At 68.5% G+C, this 21,688-nt stretch carries 23 protein-coding genes and 1 pseudogene; 10 read left to right on the forward strand and 14 right to left on the reverse strand.

Annotation, left to right across the window (positions count from 1 at the left end; translation table 11 throughout):
• The 3 genes from ABT313_RS23965 to ABT313_RS23975 all read right to left on the reverse strand — a co-directional run.
• Window positions 1-188, reverse strand: a 188-nt coding sequence (locus ABT313_RS23965) for a hypothetical protein (RefSeq protein WP_350857875.1), incomplete at its 3' end; no start/stop codon positions are given.
• A gap of 743 nt (window positions 189-931) precedes the next feature.
• Complete coding sequence (locus ABT313_RS23970; protein ID WP_350857878.1) at window positions 932-1,768, reverse strand: ABC transporter permease; 837 nt, start codon at window positions 1,766-1,768, stop codon at window positions 932-934.
• Window positions 1,765-2,742 (reverse strand): ATP-binding cassette domain-containing protein, encoded by a 978-nt coding sequence (locus ABT313_RS23975; protein ID WP_350857880.1) that lies wholly within the window; start codon window positions 2,740-2,742, stop codon window positions 1,765-1,767. The genes ABT313_RS23970 and ABT313_RS23975 overlap by 4 nt, the downstream gene beginning before the upstream one ends.
• Window positions 2,743-2,890: 148 nt before the next feature.
• Between ABT313_RS23975 and ABT313_RS23980 the strand changes: the two genes are divergently transcribed.
• Window positions 2,891-4,129: an MFS transporter gene (locus ABT313_RS23980; protein ID WP_350857883.1), complete on the forward strand. Its 1,239-nt coding sequence runs from the start codon at window positions 2,891-2,893 to the stop codon at window positions 4,127-4,129.
• Here the strand turns inward: ABT313_RS23980 and ABT313_RS23985 are convergent.
• Both ABT313_RS23985 and ABT313_RS23990 read right to left on the reverse strand, forming a co-directional pair.
• Window positions 4,111-5,052: a hypothetical protein gene (locus tag ABT313_RS23985; protein ID WP_350857886.1), complete on the reverse strand. Its 942-nt coding sequence runs from the start codon at window positions 5,050-5,052 to the stop codon at window positions 4,111-4,113. The two genes, ABT313_RS23980 and ABT313_RS23985, sit on opposite strands and share 19 nt — an antisense overlap.
• 131 nt (window positions 5,053-5,183) lie before the next feature.
• Window positions 5,184-6,677: an MFS transporter gene (locus ABT313_RS23990; RefSeq protein ID WP_350857889.1), complete on the reverse strand. Its 1,494-nt coding sequence runs from the start codon at window positions 6,675-6,677 to the stop codon at window positions 5,184-5,186.
• Between the two features lie 88 nt (window positions 6,678-6,765).
• Here ABT313_RS23990 and ABT313_RS23995 point away from each other — a divergent pair, with 88 nt between their 5' ends.
• Genes ABT313_RS23995 through ABT313_RS24005 form a run of 3 tightly spaced genes read left to right on the forward strand, consistent with a single transcriptional unit; the run spans window position 6,766 to window position 9,354 of the window.
• Entirely contained in the window at window positions 6,766-7,209 is a 444-nt protein-coding gene (locus ABT313_RS23995; RefSeq protein WP_350857892.1) for a MarR family winged helix-turn-helix transcriptional regulator, read from the forward strand.
• Window positions 7,202-8,218, forward strand: a complete 1,017-nt coding sequence (locus tag ABT313_RS24000; RefSeq protein ID WP_350857894.1) for an alpha/beta hydrolase — start codon at window positions 7,202-7,204, stop codon at window positions 8,216-8,218. The genes ABT313_RS23995 and ABT313_RS24000 overlap by 8 nt, the downstream gene beginning before the upstream one ends.
• Window positions 8,215-9,354, forward strand: coding sequence for an aminoglycoside phosphotransferase family protein (locus ABT313_RS24005; RefSeq protein ID WP_350857897.1), 1,140 nt, complete (start codon window positions 8,215-8,217; stop codon window positions 9,352-9,354). Before ABT313_RS24000 ends, ABT313_RS24005 begins: the two co-directional genes overlap by 4 nt.
• Here the strand turns inward: ABT313_RS24005 and ABT313_RS24010 are convergent, their stop codons facing one another.
• The 6 genes from ABT313_RS24010 to ABT313_RS24035 are packed head-to-tail and all read right to left on the reverse strand — an operon-like array spanning window position 9,355 to window position 14,930.
• The gene (locus ABT313_RS24010; protein WP_350857900.1) at window positions 9,355-10,110 is read right to left on the reverse strand and encodes a hypothetical protein; all 756 of its coding nucleotides are present in this window, start codon (window positions 10,108-10,110) and stop codon (window positions 9,355-9,357) included.
• 8 nt (window positions 10,111-10,118) lie between these two features.
• The gene (locus ABT313_RS24015) at window positions 10,119-11,219 is read right to left on the reverse strand and encodes a hypothetical protein (RefSeq protein WP_350857903.1); all 1,101 of its coding nucleotides are present in this window, start codon (window positions 11,217-11,219) and stop codon (window positions 10,119-10,121) included.
• Window positions 11,220-11,238: 19 nt separating this feature from the next.
• Window positions 11,239-12,384, reverse strand: coding sequence for a hypothetical protein (locus tag ABT313_RS24020; protein ID WP_350857906.1), 1,146 nt, complete (start codon window positions 12,382-12,384; stop codon window positions 11,239-11,241).
• Between the two features lie 11 nt (window positions 12,385-12,395).
• Complete coding sequence (locus ABT313_RS24025) at window positions 12,396-13,199, reverse strand: ABC transporter permease (protein WP_350857909.1); 804 nt, start codon at window positions 13,197-13,199, stop codon at window positions 12,396-12,398.
• Window positions 13,199-13,981, reverse strand: a complete 783-nt coding sequence (locus ABT313_RS24030; protein ID WP_350857912.1) for an ABC transporter permease — start codon at window positions 13,979-13,981, stop codon at window positions 13,199-13,201. The genes ABT313_RS24025 and ABT313_RS24030 overlap by 1 nt, the downstream gene beginning before the upstream one ends.
• Window position 13,982: 1 nt before the next feature.
• Window positions 13,983-14,930, reverse strand: a complete 948-nt coding sequence (locus tag ABT313_RS24035) for an ABC transporter ATP-binding protein (RefSeq protein ID WP_350857915.1) — start codon at window positions 14,928-14,930, stop codon at window positions 13,983-13,985.
• A 55-nt stretch (window positions 14,931-14,985) separates the two neighbouring features.
• On the opposite strand from ABT313_RS24035, the gene ABT313_RS24040 reads away from it, so the two are divergent.
• Window positions 14,986-15,282, forward strand: coding sequence for a hypothetical protein (locus tag ABT313_RS24040; protein ID WP_350857918.1), 297 nt, complete (start codon window positions 14,986-14,988; stop codon window positions 15,280-15,282).
• Here the strand turns inward: ABT313_RS24040 and ABT313_RS24045 are convergent.
• Window positions 15,279-16,046 (reverse strand): MerR family transcriptional regulator, encoded by a 768-nt coding sequence (locus ABT313_RS24045; RefSeq protein WP_350857920.1) that lies wholly within the window; start codon window positions 16,044-16,046, stop codon window positions 15,279-15,281. The two genes, ABT313_RS24040 and ABT313_RS24045, sit on opposite strands and share 4 nt — an antisense overlap.
• 58 nt (window positions 16,047-16,104) lie before the next feature.
• Here ABT313_RS24045 and ABT313_RS24050 point away from each other — a divergent pair.
• From ABT313_RS24050 to ABT313_RS24060, 3 genes and pseudogenes are all read left to right on the forward strand, one after another.
• Window positions 16,105-17,178 (forward strand): annotated as a pseudogene (locus tag ABT313_RS24050) (amidohydrolase family protein); the annotation flags it as partial.
• 83 nt (window positions 17,179-17,261) lie between these two features.
• The gene (locus ABT313_RS24055) at window positions 17,262-17,525 is read left to right on the forward strand and encodes a hypothetical protein (protein ID WP_350857922.1); all 264 of its coding nucleotides are present in this window, start codon (window positions 17,262-17,264) and stop codon (window positions 17,523-17,525) included.
• Window positions 17,522-17,713, forward strand: coding sequence for a hypothetical protein (locus ABT313_RS24060; RefSeq protein ID WP_350857924.1), 192 nt, complete (start codon window positions 17,522-17,524; stop codon window positions 17,711-17,713). Before ABT313_RS24055 ends, ABT313_RS24060 begins: the two co-directional genes overlap by 4 nt.
• On the opposite strand, the gene ABT313_RS24065 is transcribed toward ABT313_RS24060, so the two are convergent.
• The gene (locus ABT313_RS24065) at window positions 17,710-18,438 is read right to left on the reverse strand and encodes an SDR family oxidoreductase (protein ID WP_350857926.1); all 729 of its coding nucleotides are present in this window, start codon (window positions 18,436-18,438) and stop codon (window positions 17,710-17,712) included. The two genes, ABT313_RS24060 and ABT313_RS24065, sit on opposite strands and share 4 nt — an antisense overlap.
• Entirely contained in the window at window positions 18,435-19,208 is a 774-nt protein-coding gene (locus ABT313_RS24070) for a CPBP family intramembrane glutamic endopeptidase (RefSeq protein WP_350857929.1), read from the reverse strand. Before ABT313_RS24070 ends, ABT313_RS24065 begins: the two co-directional genes overlap by 4 nt.
• A 239-nt stretch (window positions 19,209-19,447) precedes the next feature.
• Between ABT313_RS24070 and ABT313_RS24075 the strand changes: the two genes are divergently transcribed.
• On the forward strand, window positions 19,448-20,047 hold the full coding sequence (locus tag ABT313_RS24075; RefSeq protein WP_350857932.1) for a MarR family winged helix-turn-helix transcriptional regulator: 600 nt from the start codon (window positions 19,448-19,450) through the stop codon (window positions 20,045-20,047).
• Complete coding sequence (locus tag ABT313_RS24080) at window positions 20,044-21,657, forward strand: MDR family MFS transporter (RefSeq protein WP_350857935.1); 1,614 nt, start codon at window positions 20,044-20,046, stop codon at window positions 21,655-21,657. The genes ABT313_RS24075 and ABT313_RS24080 overlap by 4 nt, the downstream gene beginning before the upstream one ends.
• Window positions 21,658-21,688: the final 31 nt, after the last annotated feature.

Genomic DNA, 21,688 nt, shown 5'->3' on the forward strand with positions numbered 1-21,688 from the left:
CGCCCATCGGCCACCCGGCGGCCGGGACGGATCGGGCGGGTGGCGCAGACCGACGGGTGGTGGCGGTCGGCGTAGATCTGGGCGTGCTGCAGCAGTCGTGTGTCGGCCTGGTTGGCCGTCGCGCGGTGTTCGGCGGCGGACTCGAGGAGGTCGGCCGTCGACAGCTGCTCCAGATCCGTGTCGAACATGTGTTCGATTCTACATGGTCTGGAGCAGCTCGCCAAATCAGTAGAACCGCTGGAACCCCTTATTTACAAGACGAACCGGCGCACCACGCAGCTGTCGCGATCCTGGCCGCGGAGCTTGCCGACAAGGTCAGGGTTGGGCCGTTGAGGGGGCAGTCTCTGCGAGGAGCGGTTGGTCGCGGCATGAGTGCCGTGCTCGACCTGGGCACGCGACACCGCCACGCGGCATCCGGGAGCAGCGGCTTCATAAACGTCACCTGGATCGTGGGCGAGGCGGGAAGCTCGGCTGACGACAGACCAGATCGCCGTTGCCAGGCCACCGACCCAGCCCCTGCTTCGCGGGGCGACCAGCCGCAGGTGCGCGGGCCGCCTGGCGGGATCGTTCTTGCATTGCCAGCAGGCGCAAATCCGCGGGCCAGGGCGCGACCGTCAAGCGGGCACTGGACGAGTTCGTCACCGTCTATCTAGCCCAGAAAACGCTGCTCGTCGGTGAGGCGCTCGGCCGGAAGGCCGACGCGGAGAAGCTGAACGGCTGGCTGCCGTCGGTCGAGGCGCCGTTCGTGTCCTCCACCAGCTCGCCCTGGAGGTCCTTGCGTCCTATCTGGGCCAGAAACCTCGCGTCGCAACCCTGGATTGCTCGGTCACGGTCGGCCGACGCCCGCCCTGACAAGCTATGGAGCACAGCAGACTCACGGGCTGCCGTCGAAGCCGACCACAGCCCTGAATCTCTTCGTTCCTTGCTCTTCTCAGTGGGTGGTGGCGCTGCGGTACTTGCGGACTGCCAGGGGCGCGAAGATGGCGATGATGGCGGAGCACCAGATGAGGGAGAGCCAGACGGGGTGTTGGGCGGGGAAGCCGTCGGGGCTGGCGAAGGGGGACGGGTTGCCGAAGAGGTGGCGGCAAGCGGCGACGATCGAGGAGATCGGGTTCCATTCGGCGATCGGTTGCAGGGCGCTCGGCAGCTGTGGTGTCGGGACGAATGCGTTCGAGAGGAAGGTCAGCGGGAACAGCCAGATGAGCCCCGCGGACGACGCCACCTCGGGACCGCCGACGGACAACCCGATCAGCGCACCCACCCAGAGCATCGAGAACGCGAACAGCAGCAGGATCGCGAACGCCGCCATCGCCTGGGCGAACCCGTTGTGCCAGCGCCAGCCGACGACGAAGCCGCAGAGCACCATGATCAGCATCACGAACGCGTTGAAGACCAGGTCGCCGACGACCCGCCCGGCGATCACCCCGGACCTTGCCATCGGCAACGACCTGAACCGGTCGATCAGCCCCTTCGACATATCGTCGGCCAGCCCGACGCTCGCCGACGCGACCGCGAACGCCACCGTCTGCGCGAAGATCCCGGCCATCAGGAACTCCCGGTACGCGCGCGGTCCGGGGAATCCGGGGATCGGGATCGCGTTCCCGAACACGTAGGCGAACAGCAGCACGAACATAATCGGCTGGATGGTCGCGTAGATCAGCATGTCCGGCGTCCGCGGGATCCGCTTCAGACTCCGCCAGGCCAGGACCCCGGCATCCGACAGCGCCCGCCCGACCGGATTCACCCGGCCCGGCACCTCGATACTCACACCGACTCCTTCTGCTCAGCCTCGTGCCCGGTCAGGGTGAGGAACACGTCGTCCAGCGTCGGCCGTCGCAGGCCGATATCGGCGATCCGGATCTGCGCGGCGTCCAGCGTCCGGATCACCTCGACCAGCGCACTCGAACCGCCCGGGGCCGGCACCGTGATCCGGCGCGCGTGCTCCTCGAGCGAGGTCGCCTCCGGATCGACGATCCCAAGCGCATCCGTGAGCAGCTCCAGCGCCCGGGTCAGGTCACTCGGGTCATGTACGACGACCTCGATCCGCTCGCCGCCGACCTTCGCCTTGAGCTCGTCTGCCGTACCGCGGGCGATCACCGAGCCGTGGTCGACGACCGCGATGCTGTCGGCCAACTCGTCGGCCTCCTCGAGGTACTGCGTGGTGAGCAGGATCGTCACGCCTTCGCGGACGCGATCGCGGATGATCTGCCACAGGTCGAGCCGGGATCGCGGGTCGAGGCCGGTCGTCGGCTCGTCGAGGAACAGCACCTTCGGGTGCGCGATCAGCGAGCCGGCCAGGTCGAGGCGGCGACGCATGCCACCGGAGTACGTCTTCAGGATCCGGTCTGCGGCGTCGGTCAGGTCGAACGTGGCCAGCAGTTCGTCCGCCCGGCGCCTGGCCTGGTCGCTCGGCAGTCGGTAGAGCCGGCCGAACATCCACAGGTTCTCCCGGCCGGTCAGCAGTTCGTCGACGGCGGCGTACTGCCCGGAGAGGCCGACGAGACCGCGGACTGTGTCCGCGTCCCTCACCACGTCGTAGCCCAGCACCCGGGCCGTGCCGGCGTCTGGCCGGAGCAGTGTGGTCAGCACCCGGACGGCCGTGGTCTTGCCCGCGCCGTTCGGCCCGAGCAGGCCGAGAACCGTCCCCTCCGGCACGTCGAGATCGATCCCGTCGAGCGCCTTGACCGTCGACTTCCTGCCCTTGAACGTCTTCACGAGGCCGGTCGCCTCGATTGCAGCCATCCGCACGTCCCCCTTCTGGATGTGACGCAGGCCACCATCCTGCCGGAGATCGCCGACAATTTCACCCGGGAATTATATTGAGTCCCCTCGACTCAACTTTTTTGATACTTGAGTCGACAGGGCTCAACTCAGGCTCTACGGTCGCGGAATGGGCATCCTCCGTCACCCGGATTTCCGCCGGCTGTGGGCCGCCGACCTGCTCAGTCAGCTCGGTTCCCGCCTGAGCATGGGCGCGATCCCGCTGCTCGCCGTACTCACGCTGAACGCGTCGACGCTCCAGGTCTCGCTGCTCCGGACCTGTGAGACGGGCGCCTGGCTGGTCCTGGGCCTGTTCGCGGGGGCGTGGGCCGATCGGATCCGCTGCCGCCCGGTCCTGGTGTACGCCGACGTGCTGCGCGCGCTGCTCTATGCGTCGATCCCGATCGCCTGGTGGTTCGACGTACTGACGCTCACCCAGGTGTACGCCGTACTCGTGCCGGCCGGGATCCTCACAGTGCTGTTCGAGGTGGCGCACAGCTCGTACCTGCCACGGCTGCTCGAGCGGGATCGCCTGCTCCCGGGCAACGCCAAACTGGCGTCCAACCACTCGATCGCGGCAGTCGTCGGCGCGGGCGCGAGCGGGATCCTCGTCCAGTGGCTCGGCGCGGCCCTGACGATAGGGCTCGACGCGCTCAGCTTCGTGTGGTCAGCGGTGTGGCTGCGTTCGATCCGTACGCCGGAGGCCGAGCCGGTGAAGCCCGAACGGCCGGACCTGCGGCGCGAGATCGCGGACGGCATGCGGCACGTGTTCCATCACCCGCTGCTGCGACCGCTCGCGCTCAACACGATGGTGACGATGCTGTTCCAGGCGGCGGCCGGCGCGATCATGATCGTCTACCTCGTCCGCGCGGTTCATTTGCAGCCGGCAACCATCGGCGTACTCAGCATGATCGGTCTCGGTGGCGCGATCGTCGCCTCCGTCGTCACCGAACGCATCAGCCAGCGGTACGGCGATGCCCGCACGCTGCTGGTGTCATCGACCGGGATCGGTGTCGCGTTCACCGTGCAGGCGATGACCGCGCCCGGCTGGCGGGTCAGCTGGTTCGTGCTCGGCACGCTGCTCGCCGGCTTCTGCATCATCGTCAGCTACATCCTGCAGGTCAGTACGCAGCAACGGCTGTGCCCGCCCGAACTACAGGGCCGGGTGAGCGCCACCATGAGCTTCGTCAGCTGGGGCGCCGCCCCCATCGGCAGCCTGCTCGGCGGGGCACTGGGCACAGCGTTCGGCCTGCACACCACCCTGTGGATAGCAGGCCTCGGCACCCTCGCCGGCAACGCCGTCCTCTACCTCTCCCCGCTCCGCAGACTGCGAACAGTGCAGGACCTGACTCAGTCCGAGGCGATCTGAGCGGTGCCGACGAGGACCTCGACGTCCAGGGCGGCGCGGCCGCGGCCGATCTCGACGTCCTTGGACTGGCCGGAGACGGCGCCGGACCAGGTGACCCGGCCGAGCTGGGCCTCGGTGTGGACGTGGACGTCGGAGCCGCGGCGGAGCGCGACCTGCGCCGTACCGGACTCGACGCGGACGCGGGAGCGGCCCTTGGTGATCTGGGCGTCCAGGTTGGCCGAGCCGGCCTGGACGAGTACGTCGATCGGGCCGTCGACGTCCGCGACCTTCGCCGTACCGGCGGTGACACGGACACGGGTCAGACCGGGCAGGCGCTCGGCGTTGACGCTGCCGCCGGTGACCTCGACCTCGACCTGCAGGCTCGGGTTGACGCGGACCGACAGCTCCTTGGCGAGACCGTTGACGTGCGCCTTCAGGTCGGTCGGGTTGCGCAGCATGCTGAACCCGTCGATCGAGACGCCCATGTCGCCTTCACTGCTGATCGCGAGCGTGTCGCCGTCGCGCTTGATCACGTGCGGACCGTCGACCGCTACGCCGTTCACGGCCGGCTCACCGATCAGCCGCACCCGCCGCCCGATCGCCCGTACGGTGACCCGCTGCACCCCCGCCGGAACCGGCACATTGCTGTGCTCCTCCTCCACCGGCTCAGGCTCGTCTTCAGCCACAACGTCCTGCACCGGGTCGGCGTTCGGGGAATCGACCGCCTCCGCCCACGCGGACGGGCTCGGCAGGTCGTCGTCGGTCGGCCACGACGTCTTGCTGCCGGAGGCCGAGTCTGCGTCATCAGCAACCGGAGCTTCGGGCTCGGATGGGGCGGTCTTGACGGCGGCGATGAGGGTGGTGGCCTCCTCGGGAGAGAGGTGGCCCTTGGCGACCCGGTCGAGGATGTCCTTGACCTGCCGGTCGTAGCTCTGGTTGCTCATACCCCCAGTCCAGCACCCGGCGAGGTCTAAACCAATCGGGGAAGCCCCGGAGATACAGCGGTGCGGACCCCCGAGAGGGTCCGCACCACATCATCTATAACCTCACAGCCCCGCGCGGGAGCTGGTTGTTGTCACGCCGCCGGCGTCATCTCCTCCGACGCCAGCTCGTCCTGTACGGCGGTCAGCTCGGCCGCCTCCTGCTCCTCCACGGCCCGGCGAGCCTTCAGCCCGCGCAGACCGGTCAGCGCGATCACCAGTCCGAGCGCCGCGATCCCTGTCACGACCCCCAGCCCGGTCTTGTACGCCGGCAGCACGCCGGCCGCCGTGGTGACACCGGCAGACTGGGCGCTGATCACCGCAGTCACGACTGCGAGAACCACCGCGCCGCCGACCTGGTTCGACGTGTTGAACAGCCCGGACGCGAGCCCCTGCTCGTGGTCCGGAACCCCGGACACCGCCTGGATGTTCAGCGACGGGAACCCGATCGCGAACCCGAGGCCGAGCAGCATGATCGTCGGGAACACGGTCGAGAAGTACGCCGACTCCGGGCCGATCCGCAGCGACAGGGCGTAGCCCGCCACGAACAGGCCCATCGCCAGGATGATCATCTTCTCGGTGCCGACCCGGTCCACGATCTTGCCGACGTTCGGCGAGAGCGTGGCGACCAGCAGCCCGGCCGGGAGGAAGCCCAGCGCGGTCTGGAACGACGACCAGCCCAGCAGGTTCTGGAAGTACATGGTGCCGATCAGCTGGAAGGCGACGTACGAACCGAAGACGGTCAGGATGGCCAGGTTCGCCCGCCGCAGCGACGGGTTGCGCAGGATGCCGAGCCGGACCAGCGGGTGCTTGGTCCGCTGCTCGATCACGACGAAGCTCGTCAGCAGCACGATCGCGAGCGCGAACAGCCCGAAGGTCTGCACCGACACCCAACCGGCGTGCTCGGCGCCGACGACGGCGTACACCAGGGACAGCATGCCGCCGGTGACGGTGACCGCACCGGGTACGTCGTACCCGCCGGCGGCGTCGTCACGCGGGCTGCTCGGGATCAGCTTGAGGCCGAACAGCAGCACGATCAGGGCGACCGGGCCGGGCATCAGGAAGGTCCAGCGCCAGCCGACCTCGGTCAGCGCGCCGCCGAGGATCAGGCCCATCGAGAACCCGCTGGCGGCGCAGGTGGTGAAGATGCTGAGGGCGCGGTTGCGATCCGGGCCCTCGTGGAAGGTCGTCGTGATGATCGAGAGCGCGGCCGGGGCGGTGAACGCCGCGGCGACACCCTTCACGAACCGCGCCGCGATGAGCAGTTCGGGGTTGCTCGCCAGCGAGCTCAGCATCGAGACGACGGCGAACACGGCCAGCGCGATCAGGAAGACGCGACGCCGGCCGAGCAGATCGGCGGTCCGCCCGCCGAGGAGCAGCAGGCCGCCGTACCCGAGCACGTAGCCGGTCACGACCCACTGGAGAGACGAAAGGGAGACGCCCAGGTCGGCGCCGATGGACGGCAGTGACATGCCGACCATGGACACGTCCAGGCCGTCGAGGAAGATCACGCCGCAGACCACCAGGAGGGCGCCCCACAGGCGTGCGTCCCAGGTCATCCGGGCAGGTGATGTGGTTTGCGTAGTCACGAGCAGAGACTATTGCATGCATGTGCATCTAATGTCTAGGCATTAAATGCGTTTGCATTGAATGCGCGTGCATGCTATGGTCACCGTCATGGCCGCTACGAAGGTCAGCGTTGGGACTGGTGAGACCAACGCCGATGTCCGCGAATGGCGCGAGCTCCTGGCTCGCCACGCCGACCTGACCTGCGCCCTCGACCGGGCGCTGCAGGTGGGTCACTCGCTGGGCATGAGTGAGTACGAGGTGCTCGAGCGGCTCGCGGAGCTGCCGGAGCACTCCGCGAAGGTCGCGACGATCGCCAAGTCGGTGCATCTGAGCCAGAGTGCCCTGTCCCGGGTGATCGGCCGTCTCGAGGTCGCCGGCCTGGTCGAGCGCCACATGTGCCCGGAGGACCGCCGCGCGATCAACGTCCGGCTGACCGACGAGGGTCTGCAGCTTCAGGGCGAGGCGCAGCCGACCCAGCGCCGCGTGCTCGCCGAGCGTCTGCACGCACCGCTGGTGAAGACCTGCGAGCCTCTACCCTCGACGGGTGACTGAGACCTTCGACGACGCCCGCGAGGTCATCGCGGACCTGCATCGCATCGTGACGCCGTCGGGCGTCCAGGAGAACTTCGAGCTGACGGCCGGCGGCATCGACCACTGCGTCTACGCCCGCGGCCAGGATCGCTCCAACCCCGTCATCTTCTTCGTCCACGGCGGTCCCGCGTCCCCGCTCGCGCCGGCGGCCTGGCAGTTCCAGCGGCCGGTCGAGGAGTACTTCACCGTCGTCACCTACGACCAGCGCGCCGCCGGTCGCACGCTGCGTGCGGTGGACCCCGAGACGATCGCGGACACGCTGACGGTCGCGCAGTACGCCGCGGATGCGATCGAGCTCGCCGAGCAGGTCAGGGAGCGGTACGGCGTCGAGAAACTCATCCTGCTCGGGCACAGCTGGGGCAGCATCGTGGCGATGCAGGCCGCGCTGGACCGGCCCGATCTGTTCCACGCGTACGTCGGGATCGGGCAGATCGTCGACGCCCGCGCGAACGAGGCGCTGTGCTTCGAGTACGCGATGCAGCAGGCCCAGGAGCACGATCACACCGAGGCCCTGGAGCAGCTCGCGTCGATCGCGCCGTACCCCGGCGACGAGCCGGTCACCCGCGAGCGGATCATCATCGCGCGGCAGTGGGCGCAGTACCGCGGCGGCCTGTCGGCGTACCGCGAGGACTCGCTGTACTTCTTCCAGGCGCCGCTGCTGTCACCGGAGTACACGGTCGAGGAGAGCGAGACGATTGGCGAGGGCAACGAGTTCACGCTCGGCCGAGTGCTCGACGAGATGCTCGAGGTCGACTACTCCGGCGTGACCGAGTTCCCGATCCCGGTGCTGATGTTCTTCGGCCGGCACGACTACACGACCCCGACGAAACCAGTCGAGACCTGGCTCGAGGCGGTCGAAGCCCCTTATAAACAAGCGATTTGGTTCGAGCACTCCGCACATCTCGCGCCATGGGAGGAACCGGGCAAGTTCCTGATCAGCCTGGTCGACCACGTACGCTCCAGCTTATGAGAGTCACGGTTGTCGGCGGGGCAGATACCTTCGTCGAGATCCCGGATGGGACCTGGTTTCCTGATGTCGAGGCGACAATCCTCGCGTTGCGTGCGCAGGGGACAGACACTGCCGTGCTGACCTGTCTGTCCGAGGAGCCGCTGACCTACCAGGTGCTCCCGGGTGGCGGGAACTCGGACCTGCCCGGTTGGAGCAAGCCGGAGTGGTACGACGAGGCGATCCCGTGGATCGGTGAGCAGGTGGAGGCGACCGGACCGTGGACGCAGATCAAGTCGTGGGGTCTCTCGAACGTACTGCGCATCCCGACGGCCGGCGGCGACGTCTACTTCAAGGCGATCGCGCACTCCACCACGATCGAGCCGACCCGCCCGGACGCGCTGCCGTTCCTGTTCGCCCATGAGCCTCTGTTTCTCCAGCGCGCGTCCGCGGACCACCCGGGCGAGGTCCCGGCGCCGATCGCGATCGACGAGAAGCGTGCGTGGATGCTCCTCCCCGACCTGGGCACACCGCTGGCCGACGAGACCGCCGTCGAGGTGTGGATCGACGCCGTACGGCGCCACGCCCGTCTGCAACGTGGCTACGCGGATCGGCCGGAACGGCTGCTGGAGTTCACCTGCGTCGACCGCCGCCTCGCCGTACTCGACGCCGAGCTCGACAGGCTGCTCGGCCCGAACGCGATGACCGACCAACTCGAGCCCGAGGAGCGCAGTCTGCTCCCCGACCGCGCAAAACAGTTGCACGAGGCAATCAACGAGCTGTCGGCGATCGGCATCCCGGAGACCCTGCTCCACGGCGACCTCCATCCCCGGAACGTCGCGGTCCGCGGCGACCAGGTGCTGGCGTTCGACTGGACGGATGCAGCGTTGTCGCATCCCTTCCTGGACATGGTCACGTTCATCGAGGCGGAGCGGTCACCGCTGTCCGCGGATCAGCGCGTGCTGGACGCGTACCTGAGCGAGTGGGAGGAGTACGCGACTCCCCCAGACCTCCGCCGGGCGCTGACCCTGGCGACGGAGCTGGGCGCACTCCACCAAACCATGACCTATGCCCACCTCCCTGACCACCTGACCGGCCCCAGCAGAGACTCGATGGTCCGCGGCGGCATGTGGTGGCTGCGCAAACTCCTCGAGCCGTAGCTAGCGGTGGAGCACGGTTAGCTGGTTTCGCATGCCTCGGCGTACCGGCGGGTCCAGGTGGCGGTCCCAGTCCGGGTGGCGTTCGCCGCGGAGCAGGGCGTAGTACGCGAGGGCCTCGGCCAGCGCGGCCTCGCGCAGGTATCCGCGGGCGACCGGCTGCTTGCCTCGTCCGTTCGGTCGCGGGCGACGTTCGTACGCCGCGTTGGCGGTGAAGACGCCGAGCCCGTAGAAGACGGTGATGAGGTCGGTGAGCGGCTCGTGGTCAGGTCGCCGGGTGAGGGTGATCCGGTCGCCGCCGAGCAGGAGTTCGTGCCCGACCTCGTGGGCGTAGATCGCGATCAGTGCGACCGGGTCGGCGGCCAGCGTGGGCGAGAGTTCGATCTGGTTCTGGTCGGCGCCGCGGCTCCAGCGGCCGTGCTGTTCCTTCACCACCGCAGTCGTCCCGCGGTTCGACGGGCGACGTACTCCGTTCAGCTCGAAGCTGAGCCCGCATTGACCGGGCCGCAGATCCATTCGGCCGTCGACCCGGGCACAGAGCTCGGTTGCCGCGGCCCGGCTCCCGTCGTACCCGTCGGGAATGACATCGGCCGGCAGCGCGATCGGCCGGAGCAGGATGTCGCGGCCGAACTCCGCGACCAGCCAGTTCATCGACGAGCGGATCCACCGCCGGCTTCCACCGGGCAATCGTTCCCGCGGCGCCTTCAGCTGGGACCTCACCTGCTGGCTTCGTCGCATCATCCCGATCGGATTCCTCACCCGCCGGATCATGCCTGCCCGGCGTCATGCCAAACCTCCCGGGGTCCTTCCTGGATCGACGCGATCTCGGCGTCCTTCACCATCGCCGCGAGCCGCGCGAACGTCCGCATCCGCACCGACCGGTCGAGTTCCGCCGGCATCACCGGCAGGATCGACACCGGCCACAACTCATGGCGCCGGAAGCAGTACGCCGCCAACGCCTCCGACGCTCCACGCTCGCCCAGATAACCGAGCGTCTGCAGCGCCGAACGCCGCCCCGGCACCCGCTCGACCGCCTGGTTCGCAAGGAAGATCCCGAACCCGTGGAAGATCGCGAACAGGTCGGTCACCGCCTCGGCATCCGGCCGTTGCCGGTCGATCAGGTGATAGCCCCACAGCACCTCATGCCCGAGCTCATGAGCCGTCGCAGCCACCACCGCGGACGGATCGGCACGTACGTCGGCCGACAGCATCACCGCCGAACCGTCGAAGTCGCCGCTGCGCAGGTCCAGCCAGCAGGCGCGCGATCCGCTGCCCGCCGGCTTCGACCAGACAGCCTCGGCGCGATCACACAGCGCGGCCCGCCGGTCGAGGTCGGTCTCCTGGGCGATCGCCGTACTGCGGTTCAGCTCGGCCTGCAGCTCCCGCTCGGCAAGCACCCCGATCTCCGGCGCGAACCCGGCGGCGGCCAGGGCATTGACCTCGGCCGCGGTCATCGTTGCCCGCAGCCCCGACACCGCCACGATGTTCGCGCGCTGCTCGGCCCGGAGCCGGTGAACGGCCGCGCTGCGGGCGGCGGCGCGGACCTCGTCCATCCGGAAGCTGAACCGGATCCGGTCGTCCGGCACCTCCATCCAGGCGCAGACCTTCAGACAGAGTTCACGGGCCGCGCGCTCCGAACCGTCGTACCCGCTGGGCACGAACTCGCTCGGCAGCACCGGCGGACGGCGCAGCGGCTCGACCCCGAACCGCTCCGTCAGCCAGTCGAGCGTGTCTTCGATCCATTGTTCGGGTCCCCCAGGCAGCATGACCTTCGGGCCGTAGAGCAGCCCCCGGTCCCGTTGCCGGCGCCGCCACGCACCGATCAGATTCATACCGAACTGACGCGACCCGGCGGTTGCCCGTTCCATCGCGAATATTGCGGTTGGATCACCAGCCGAGGACGGAGGGCGGACCTCCGATCAACTCGTCGAGCCGGGCCACGAAGCGCGCCCGCGGCTCGGGGTCGAGGGCCCGATGCCAGGCGGGGACTAGCGGACCGTCGCGCAGCAGCCGATGCTGGCGAAAGCGGTACGCCGCGAGGGCCTCCGCGACGGCCGTCTCGCCGAGGTATCCGAAGGTCTCCACGGTCGGCGTCCCGAGCGTGGTCTCGTCGAGGGCAGCGTTGGCGTGCGCGATGCCGAACCCGTGCAGCACCGCAAACAGGTCGGTCAGCGGCTCCCGCAGTACGCCGGTCGCACCCGGCACGTCAGACGGCATCAGGACCTGATGACCGAGCTCGTGCGACGCAGCGGCCATCAGAACGGCCGGATCCACGAGTACGTCGGAACCGAGCATCACCGCGGTGTATCCGGGCAGAAGCTCGACCCCTGGAAGGCAGTAGGTCAGGTCGGTCCATCGGCCCGCCGCCGACGACTCCAGGCCGGCCGCCTCCGGGTCCGGCCGCTCCGGCCGCTGCAGCAGCTCATCCCGGCGCGCCGGGTCCGGCTCGGCAGCGATCTCCCGGCAGCGGACGAGCTCGGTCAGGAAGTCGAGAAACGCGAACCGCTGGATCTCCGGCAGCAGCCCGACATCGACGCCGTCCGGCTCCTCCGGCGCAGCGGCTCCGACGCCGCACTCCACCAGCAGCTGTCCGAGCCGGTCGCTCGGCGCGGCGCCGAGGACAACCGAATACTCCCGGACGGCGGCGATGTCTGCCGGTTCCGCACCGCGGAAGGCGGGCAGGCTCCGGGCGACGAAGGCGTCGGCGAGCGTTGCCCCCAGCAACTGACCGGCCTCGACCACCTTCTCCAACCGGAAGCTGAACCGGATCCGGCCCGACGGGATCTCCATCCGCTCGGCCATCCGCAGGCACAGCTCGCGTGCGGCCGACTCCGACCCGTCGTACCCGGCCGGGACAAACTCTTCGGGTACGACGGCAGGCCGACGCAGCGGGCCGGTCCCGAAGTGCTCGATCAGCAACCGCAACGAATCGTCGACCCACTGCCGCGCCCCACCCGGCAACTCGACCTTCGGCGCCCGCACGAGATCGCTGAAGGACATGTCCATGCCCAGTGCGACGTCTGCCAACAGCATTGCGGTTCCGGCTACTTCAGGAGGAGCTTGCCTAGGCGGCGGGACGCGACATACATGCCGAGGGTGCCCATGGCCACCAGGTAGAAGGCGTGGACGAGGAGGAACCAGCTGACGGCGCCGGTGGCGAAGGCGCGTTCGAGCACGACGCCCTGGTAGAGCGGGGTGATCTCGACGAGCCAGCGGATCGCCTCCGGGTAGGTCTCGACCGGATAGAACGTGGCCGAGAACAGGAACATCGGCATGATCGCGAGCTGCACGAACTCGAAGTCCTGCCAGCTGCGCATGAACGTGGTCAGCGCCATCCCCGCACCGGCGAACGCGAACCCGATCAGCACCGAGGCCGGTAGCGTGAGCAGCGCCCACCACGACGAGACCAGTCCCAGCAGCAGCATCACCAGCACGAACATCGCCGAGTAGATCGCCCCGCGCAGCAGCGCCCAGGTGACCTCGCCGGTCGCCACGTCCCACGGCCGCAACGGCGTCGCGAGCATCGAGTCGTAGAGCTTGGCGTACTTCATCCGGAAGAAGATGTTGTACGTCGAGTCGAAGATCGCGCCGTTCATCGCCGAGCTGGCCAGCATCGCGGGCGCGACGAACGCGGCGTACGCGATCTTGGTGCCGTCGGACAACGTGAAGTCGCCGACCAGGTGGGCGACGCCGATGCCGATCGAGAGCAGGTAGAACACCGGCTCGAAGAACCCGGACAGGAACACGACCCACGAGCGCCGGTAGAGCAGGAAGTTCCGCTCGACGATGTGCCGGCCGCCGCCGAGCCGGACCGGAACCGGGACGACCCGGGCTGCGATAGTCGCCATCAGCGGATCAACTTTCGGGTGAAGCCGCGGACGGCGAGCCAGGTGCCGGCGATGAACCAGGCCAGCAGGTAGACGACGTTGACGAGCGCCAGCCACGGGTTCACCGTGCCGAGGCTCAGGTTGCGGCACAGGTCGACCCCGTGCCACAGCGGACTCACGTACGCGAGCCACTCGATCCAGTTCGGCAGCTGCGAGACCGGGAAGAACGCACCGGAGAACAGGAAGGCCGGGACCACGCCGAAGCGGAAGACCATCGCGAAGCCCGAGTCGTTCTCCAAGGTCGTCGCGTACGCCGCGATCGGGCCGGCGACCGCCATCCCGACGAGCAGCGCTACCGGCAGACCGAGGATCCCCAGCGGCGACTTCAACCCGCCGAACAACGCGATGATCACGAGGAACACCGCGCACGAGCTCAGCACCCGGAACGCGATGAACGCCAGCTGCCCGTACACCACGTCCGCCGGCCGCAGCGGCGTCGCGATCATCGAGTGGAAGAACTTCTGCCACTTCAGCCCGGACATCACCGGGTACGTCGACTCGCCGACCGCGATCTGCAGCGCCGTCGAGGCGAGCAGCCCCGGCGCGATGAACTGCAGATAGCTGACCCCGCCGAGCGCACCGGTCCCGTTGCTGTCGACGAACGAGCCGAGCCCGATCCCCATCGCGGCCAGGTAGAGCATCGGCAGCAGGAAGCTGCTGATCATCGTGCCCTTCCAGGTCCGCTTGTAGACGGTCAGCCAGTAGTCGAACATCCGGCGGCCGTTCTCCAGTGCAACCGCCATGTCAGTCCACCAACGTCCGGCCGGTAAGCCTGAGGAACACGTCTTCGAGCGTGGATCGTCGCACCAGCACCGCAGCCGGTTGCAGACCGCGCTCGTGCACCGCGGCGACCGCGCGCTCGCCGTCGTCGGTGTAGAGCAGCAGGCGGTCCGGCAGCACTTCGATGCGCTGGGCAAGGTCCTCGACCTTGCCGGCCAAGGCGTCGTGGTCGGCCAGCATCACGTCCGGCCCGAACCGCAGCTCGGTCACCTCGCGCGTCGAGTAGTCCCGGATCAGGTCGGACGGCGAACCCTCGGCCGCGATCAGCCCGCCGTCCATCACCACGAGCCGGTCGCACAACTGCTCGGCCTCGTCCATGTAGTGCGTGGTGATGATCAGCGTCACGCCGGCCTGCTTGAGCCGGAACAGCTTGTCCCAAAGCAAGTGCCGCGCCTGTGGGTCGAGGCCGGTGGTCGGCTCGTCCAGGAGCAGCAGGTCGGGCTTGCTGACCAGGGAACGCGCGATCGTCAGCCGCCGCTTCATCCCGCCGGACAGCTCGTCGACCTTGACCTTCGCCTTCTCGGTCAGCGCCACGAACTCGAGCAGCTCGTCGGCCCGCTCGCGGCACTCGGTCCGGCTGAGCCCGAAGTACCGCCCATAGATCGTGAGGTTCTCCCGGACGGTCAGCTCGGTGTCGAGGGTGTCGTCCTGCGGGCAGACCCCCAGCCGGGCGCGGATCGCCGGGCCGTCGGTGGCCGGGTCGAGGCCGAGGATGCGCAGCGTGCCGCCGCTGGTCGGGGAGACCGCGCCGATCATCCGCATCGTCGACGACTTGCCCGCGCCGTTCGGCCCGAGGAACCCGAAGGCCTCGCCACGCCACACGTCCAGGTCGATCCCACGAACCGCCTCGAAGTCGCCATACGACTTCCGCAGCTCGCGGACATGGACCAAGGACTCCCGCTGCTCACTCACCCCACCGACACTAGACGGGCCTCCGGACAGTTTCTTCTCGATTTGGGTGGACGGGATGGCATTCACTGTCGACGATCTTCAACGGCTGAGCGATCTGACGGCCAGCGCCTGGCAGGACGGTCTCGACCGCGACTGGTCGGCCGACTTTCCGCCGCGGGCCGGGCTGGAGCTGATCTTGCATGGGTACGACGTGTGCCAGGGCCTCGGCGTACCGTTCGCGCCGCCTGCGGACCTCTGTGCGCGGCTACGGGAGCACACCCGTGACTGGCCGATGTGGACGAGCCCGGGCTGGTCGTCGCTGACGGAGGACGCCGACGCGTGGACCGACCTGCTTCGGGCCTCCGGTCGTTAGGGGACATACCCGAGCCTGCGCACGGCGTACGCACGGACTCCCGTTGCGAGCCACTCGGGTAGGTCGCGGTCCACCATCTCGATGATCGCCCGCTGGTCGGCGTTCTCCACGAGTAGGTCGCCGAGGGCGTAGTAGGTCGTGGGTGTCGCCGGCCAGAGCTGTAGTACGCCCTGGTAATGCTGCTCGATCAGCTCGAATGCCTCGTCGGAGTCCGGTCGAACTCCGCGGTCCCGGGCGGCACCCATCCGCAGCAGCAGCCGGCGGCCCTCGTCGCCCATGCGGTCGTAGTCCTTGCGAGTCCAGCCGTCGGTCTCCCGTACTGCCTTCTCGAAGCCCTCGGCTGCCGCCTCACCGAACCGCTCGGCCAGGTCCTCCCTCAGCCGCGACCTCGCCTGCGACAGCCCGGTGAAGAACTCCTCGTCGGTCACCGTCTCGTCGCCTGACAGCCCTGCAATCGTCCGGTCGACGGCACCGAGCACTGCGTCCAGACGGCGACGCTCCTGCAGCAGTTGTTCGCGATGCTCCCGCAGCGCATGTACCTCGTCGTCCTGCTCGTCCAGGATCCGGGAGATCGTCGGCAGCGGTACGCCGAGTTCGCGGAGCAGCAGGATCCGTTGCAGGCGGAGCAATTCGGGCCGTCCGTAGTACCGGTAGCCGTTCTGGGCGACCCGGCCGGGCGGCAGCAGGCCGATCGAGTCGTAGTGGCGCAGCGTCCGTACCGAGACACCGGCGAGCCGGGCGACCTCGCTGACCGTGCGCTCCACGACACCTCCGGAAATCAGGTTGGACTATGACGTTACGTCACCCTTTAGCGTCCGGCGCATGTCATTCACCATCCTGCACACCCAGCTGGTCGACCGCGGCGAGGCGCTCACCGCCGACTGCTTGCGGGTCACGGCCGGCCGGATCGCGGCGATCGGTGGCCCCGAGATCGCCCAGGCCGGCGACGAGCTGATCGACGGCGCCGGCACGACGGTGCTTCCCGGTTTGATCGATGCGCACGTCCACCTCGTGCCCGGGTGCACTCAGCTCGCGGCGACGTTCGGCGTGACCACTCTGGTCGACCAGTTCAGCATGCCTGAGGTGATCGCTGCGGAACGCGCTCTCGGCTCGGACTTCCGTACGTCGAGCATCGGGGCGACCGCTCCGGGCGGTCACCCGACGATCGCGTACCCACCGTTCCCGTACGTCACCGGCCCGGACGACGCCAAGCAGTTCGTGGCCGACCGGATCGCCGAGGGCGCGGACCACCTGAAGCTGATCTACGACGACGGCTCCGGTGCGATGCTGAACATCCCGACGCTGGACGCCGCGACGGTACGGGCGTTGACCGACGAGGCACACGCACATGGGCTCACTGTGGTCGCGCACGTGTCGACGGCGGCCGGTGCGGTCACGGTCGCGAGGTGCGGGGTCGACGTACTCGCGCATGCGCCGTCCAACGTGATGTCTGCGGACGACGTGGCCGTTGTTGCAGACGCGGGCGTGGCAGTGATTGCGACGCTGGACATCGTTGACGGGTTCAACGGGCTATCTGGGCGGTTGCCGTTGCTGGAAGAGGCTGAGCTGATGGCACGGATGCCAGCGCGGTGGCGGCGGGTGCTGGACAGGCAGTCCCGCCGGTGGATGCCGCCACAGCCCCCGGACGGCGCGCCAGCTCGGGCGAACACGCTGGCGATGCTGCGGGCCGGCGTACCTGTCCTTGCAGGCACAGACGCACCGAACCCCGGCCTGGTCTTCGGAGCCTCACTGCACCGGGAGCTGGTGCATCTGGTGACAGCAGGTCTCACACCCGCCCAGGCGCTGGTCGCTGCAACCAGTGCGCCGGCAGAGGTCTTCGGATTAACAGACCGCGGCCGACTCACAGTCGGGACACGTGCCGACCTGCTGCAGGTAGACGGAGACCCACTCGCTGACATCACAGCCACACAGCGTGTACGTCGTACCTGGGTCGCGTCGTACCCACCTGGGGCGGCTGGTTGCCTACGACAATCTTCGGCGCCGCACTGGGCCCAGCCGCGGACCATGACAGCGCAGTGGAGGTCGTGGTCCAGGAGGGGTTGTCCAGCCTCACCGAGCCCTGGCTGGCGCGCACCGACGGACCGGACTGGGCCGAGGTCACCTTGCTCGAGGCCCAGCCGGACCGCGTCCGACTCCGCTGGAACAATCCTCTCCGCGAGCAGCCCCCATCCGGCCGCTGGTACTCACTCACCGACGTCGACCTGGAAAAGAGCACTGGATGAGTCAGAACTACCAAGTGGGCGACAGGGTGCTCGGAGTGGGCGAGGAGTGGGCCGGCATCGAAGTTCAGCCGGCTCCCTCCGACGGCAGCAGGCACGATGTCCAGCTTGGCGGCGGATCGATGGCGGGCGAGCAGGCGGACGAGTTCCGCAGCCGCGCGCGGGACCTGCTGGCCTACATGCCGTACTAGCCGCGGCCGACATATGGCATGCCGGCGGCCATGACGGTCAGGGTTGGTACGGCGACGGTGATCGGGAGCTTTGCGATCTGTACGACGAAGTCCGCGACGATCTTCGGGTCGAACGTCGGCTCGACCGCGATCGACCCGTCCGGCTGGAGTACGCCCTGCTCCATCCGTGCGGTCATCGCGGTCGAGGCGTTGCCGATGTCGATCTGGCAGGCGGTGATGCCGTGCGCGCGCCCTTCCAGCTCGAGCCCCTTGGTCAGCCCGCTGATGGCGTGCTTGCTCGCGGTGTACGCGATCCCCTGCGGCCGTGGCACGTGCGCCGAGATCGACCCGTTGTTGATGATCCGCCCACCCTTCGGATCCTGCCGCAGCATCACCGCGAACGCCGCCTGCGCACACAGGAACGAACCAGTCAGGTTGGTATCCACCACCCGCCGCCAGTCCTCCTCCCGCACATCCGCGACCCCGGCCGCCGGCGACCCGGTCCCCGCGTTGTTCACCAACACGTCAACCCGCTCGAGCCCCCCGAAGAACTCCCGAACAGCAGCCCCATCCGCCACATCCAGCACAGCCGCACCGATCCGGCCGCTCCCGAGGCTCACCGTCTCCTGCAGCTTCTCCTCGGTGCGCCCCGTCACCCACACCTCGAAGCCGGCCGCCGCGAGTGCCAGCGCCATCTCCCGCCCCAGTCCGGACCCACCGCCGGTCACCACAGCCACCTGCGTCATCGCGCCACCCTTCTACCGGTTCTGACTGCCGTCCAGGATGGCAGCAAGGCTGCAGCGACGATGAGCATGACCAGCAACTCGGCCCACACGCCACGGCCGAGCGGCGGCACCAGCTCCTCGGTCAAGTTCCACGCCGCGTGCACGAGGATCGCCCCCGGCACCCCGCCCCGCAGCTTCTCGCTCACGAACAGCATCAGGAACGTCAACGGGAACAGCTCCAGGAAGAACGTCACACCTGCCGCCGTGAGCAGTCCGTCGTCGTGCTGCCCCGTCCCCGGCAGGAAGTACAGCGGCACGTGCCACAACCCCCAGGCGCCCCCGAGCACAGCAGTCGTCCCGACCGGACCGAAGTACTCACGCAATCGCGGCTGCACGTATCCGCGCCACCCGAACTCCTCCGACACCGGTCCAGCCAAGAACGTGTACGCCGCCGCGCCGAGCACCCCTCCGGCTCCCGCGACGACCGAAGCGGCGTGGTCGGGCAACTCCGGCAACTGCCCGCAGACCACGCACGCAGCAAGCGGACCGACCACCCCAAGTACGACGGCAGCCACCGGCCACACCGCCGACCAGCGCACCCCACGCCGCCGCTCCCGATAGCGCAGCCACATCACCAGCGCGGCCAACGACGGCCCCGACGCCGCCAGCGAGAACACGAGCATGCCCGCGCCCTCGTCCAGATTCACCCCGAGTACGCCGAGCACCGCCCACGGCACCCACGTCAGAACAAGACAGATGACCCCGAACTCCACCAGCCGCCGCTTGATCACCAACCCACCCTCCCGGCGGCCGCAGCGCCCGGACCAGGGTGCTGGACCGACCTCAGAAGGGGGTCCAGCACTACCTCGCGTCACAAAACACCCCCTTCCACCGTCGAAACAGTGAGGGACCAGCACCCGACAACGCGGACAGTAACCGATCGGCGACAGAGAGCAAATGAGTGGCGGCTCACTTGAACATCTTGGAAACTCATTTGCGTGTATCACGCAAGCATGTATATGCTTGCAGCATGCAAGTAAACGACGCGTACTCTCCGCAGACCCCCATCGAGGGCGTCATGCACGCGTTCACCCGGATCGGACGCCGGCTGAAGGCCAAGCAGCCCGGCGACACGATCGACCACAGCGCGCACGTCGTGCTGTTCGCTCTGCGGTGCAACGGTGCACTGCGCCTGTCCGACCTCGCCGGGCGACTCGAGCTCGACGCCTCGACCACCAGCCGGCACGTCCGGTCCCTGGAGCAGCTGGGCCTGGTCCGCCGCTCCCCCGACCCCGACGACGGCCGCGCCTTCCGGGTCGAGCTGACCGACGAGGGCCTCGAGCAATGGGAAGCCAGCGCCCGTCACCGGATGGAGCTGCTGAGCGCCGCGATGGAGGGCTGGTCCGAGGAGGACGTGCAGACCTTCGAGCGGCTGATGACCCGCTTCGCGGACGGCGTCGCCGCCCGGACCGAAGCACCCTCCAGCGCCGCCTGGGCAGAGAAGGGGTGGGCCGCAGTGGCCCCGAGACCTTCGCCCCCGGCAGAGCGCAGTACAGACCAAGACTTCGCGGCCAGCGGCGACCCCGCAACCCGTGAGAACACCGACAAGAACCTGGAGAGCACCAAATGAGCACCACAGAGCCTGCCACCGCCGGCGGCGCTGCGCCTGATAGCGGTCCTAGCTACCTGTCCCACAAGCAGATCCTGGTGATTCTCGGCGGGCTGATGGCCGGGATGTTCCTGGCCGCGCTCGACCAGAGCATCGTGGGTACGGCGCTGCCGCGTATCGTCAGCGAGTTCAACAGCCTCGACAAGTTGTCCTGGGTGGTCACGGCGTACCTGCTGACCTCGACCGCCTCGACCCCGTTGTGGGGAAAGATCTCCGACCTCTACGGCCGCCGCCCGCTGTTCATCGCGGCGATCGTCACCTTCCTCGGCGGCTCGGTGCTGTCCGCGCTGTCGCAGAACATCGAGCAGCTGATCGGCTTCCGCGCCGTCCAGGGTCTGGGCGCCGGCGGTCTGATGTCGCTCGCCTTCGCCACCATCGGCGACGTGATCCCGCCGCGCGAGCGCGGTAAATACATGGGGTACTTCGGTGCCGTCTTCGGCCTGTCCTCGGTGGCCGGCCCGCTGCTCGGCGGTCTGCTCACCGACGGTCCCGGCTGGCGCTGGATCTTCTGGATCAACGTCCCGATCGGCCTGGTTGCCCTGGGCATCGTTGCCGCCGTGCTCCGGCTGCCGCACGTGAAGCGCTCGCACAAGATCGACTACCTGGGCGCCTCCACGATCGCCGCTGCGGTCACCTCGTTGCTGCTGGCAATTTCCTGGAGCGGCCCGACCAACGGCTGGGGCACCGGCACCACGATCGCCCTGCTGGCGGCAGCGGTCGTGCTCGCCGTCTCCTTCGTGATTATCGAGCTGCGGGTGGCCGAGCCGATCATCCCGATGGACCTGTTCAAGGGCCGGATCTTCTCCGGGTACGCCGGGTTCGCGTTCCTGCTCGGCTTCGCGATGTTCGGTGCGCTGATCTTCCTGCCGCTGTACCTGCAGGCGGTCAAGGATCTGTCGCCGACCCGCTCCGGCCTGGCGTTGCTGCCGATGATCGTCGGTATCTTCTCCGCGTCGATCCCGAGCGGCCAGATGATGAGCAAGAGCGGCCGGTACAAGCACTTCCCGATCATCTCCGCGGTCCTGGTCAGCGGCGCGATGGTGCTGCTGTCCACGCTGAGCCTGAGCACGCCGTACTGGCAGCTCGCGATCTACATGTTCGTGATGGGCGCCGGTCTGGGCCTGTCGATGCAGATCACCGTCACCGCCGCGCAGAACAGCGTTCCCCGGCAGCACATGGGTAGCGCGACCTCGACGATGACGTTCTTCCGCTCGATGGGCGGCGCGATCGGTACGGCGGTCTACGGCGCCGTGCTGACCAGCCGCTTGAAGGTCCACCTGGGCGACATCGTCCCGAACGCCACGCAGTCGATGGTCGACGGACTGGCCAAGGCGGCCAACAGCGTCCAGGCGCTGCACTCGCTGAAGGAGCCGCTGAAGGGCTTCGCACTGCACGGTCTGGTCGACGCCATGGACGACGTCTTCCTGGTCTCGCTGCCGTTCCTGGCGATCGCGCTGATCCTGGCGATCATCACGCCGGAGCAGCGGCTGGCCGGCCGCAACGACGGCCCGAAGGCCGAGGGCGAGGGCACGGAGTCGCTGGAGTCTTCAGCCGCCGCCGCGATGCACTGAGGTTTACCGCACTGAGACCAAACTCCGGTTG

Source organism: Kribbella sp. NPDC000426 (assembly GCF_040300265.1).
In the GTDB taxonomy this organism is placed as follows: domain Bacteria; phylum Actinomycetota; class Actinomycetes; order Propionibacteriales; family Kribbellaceae; genus Kribbella.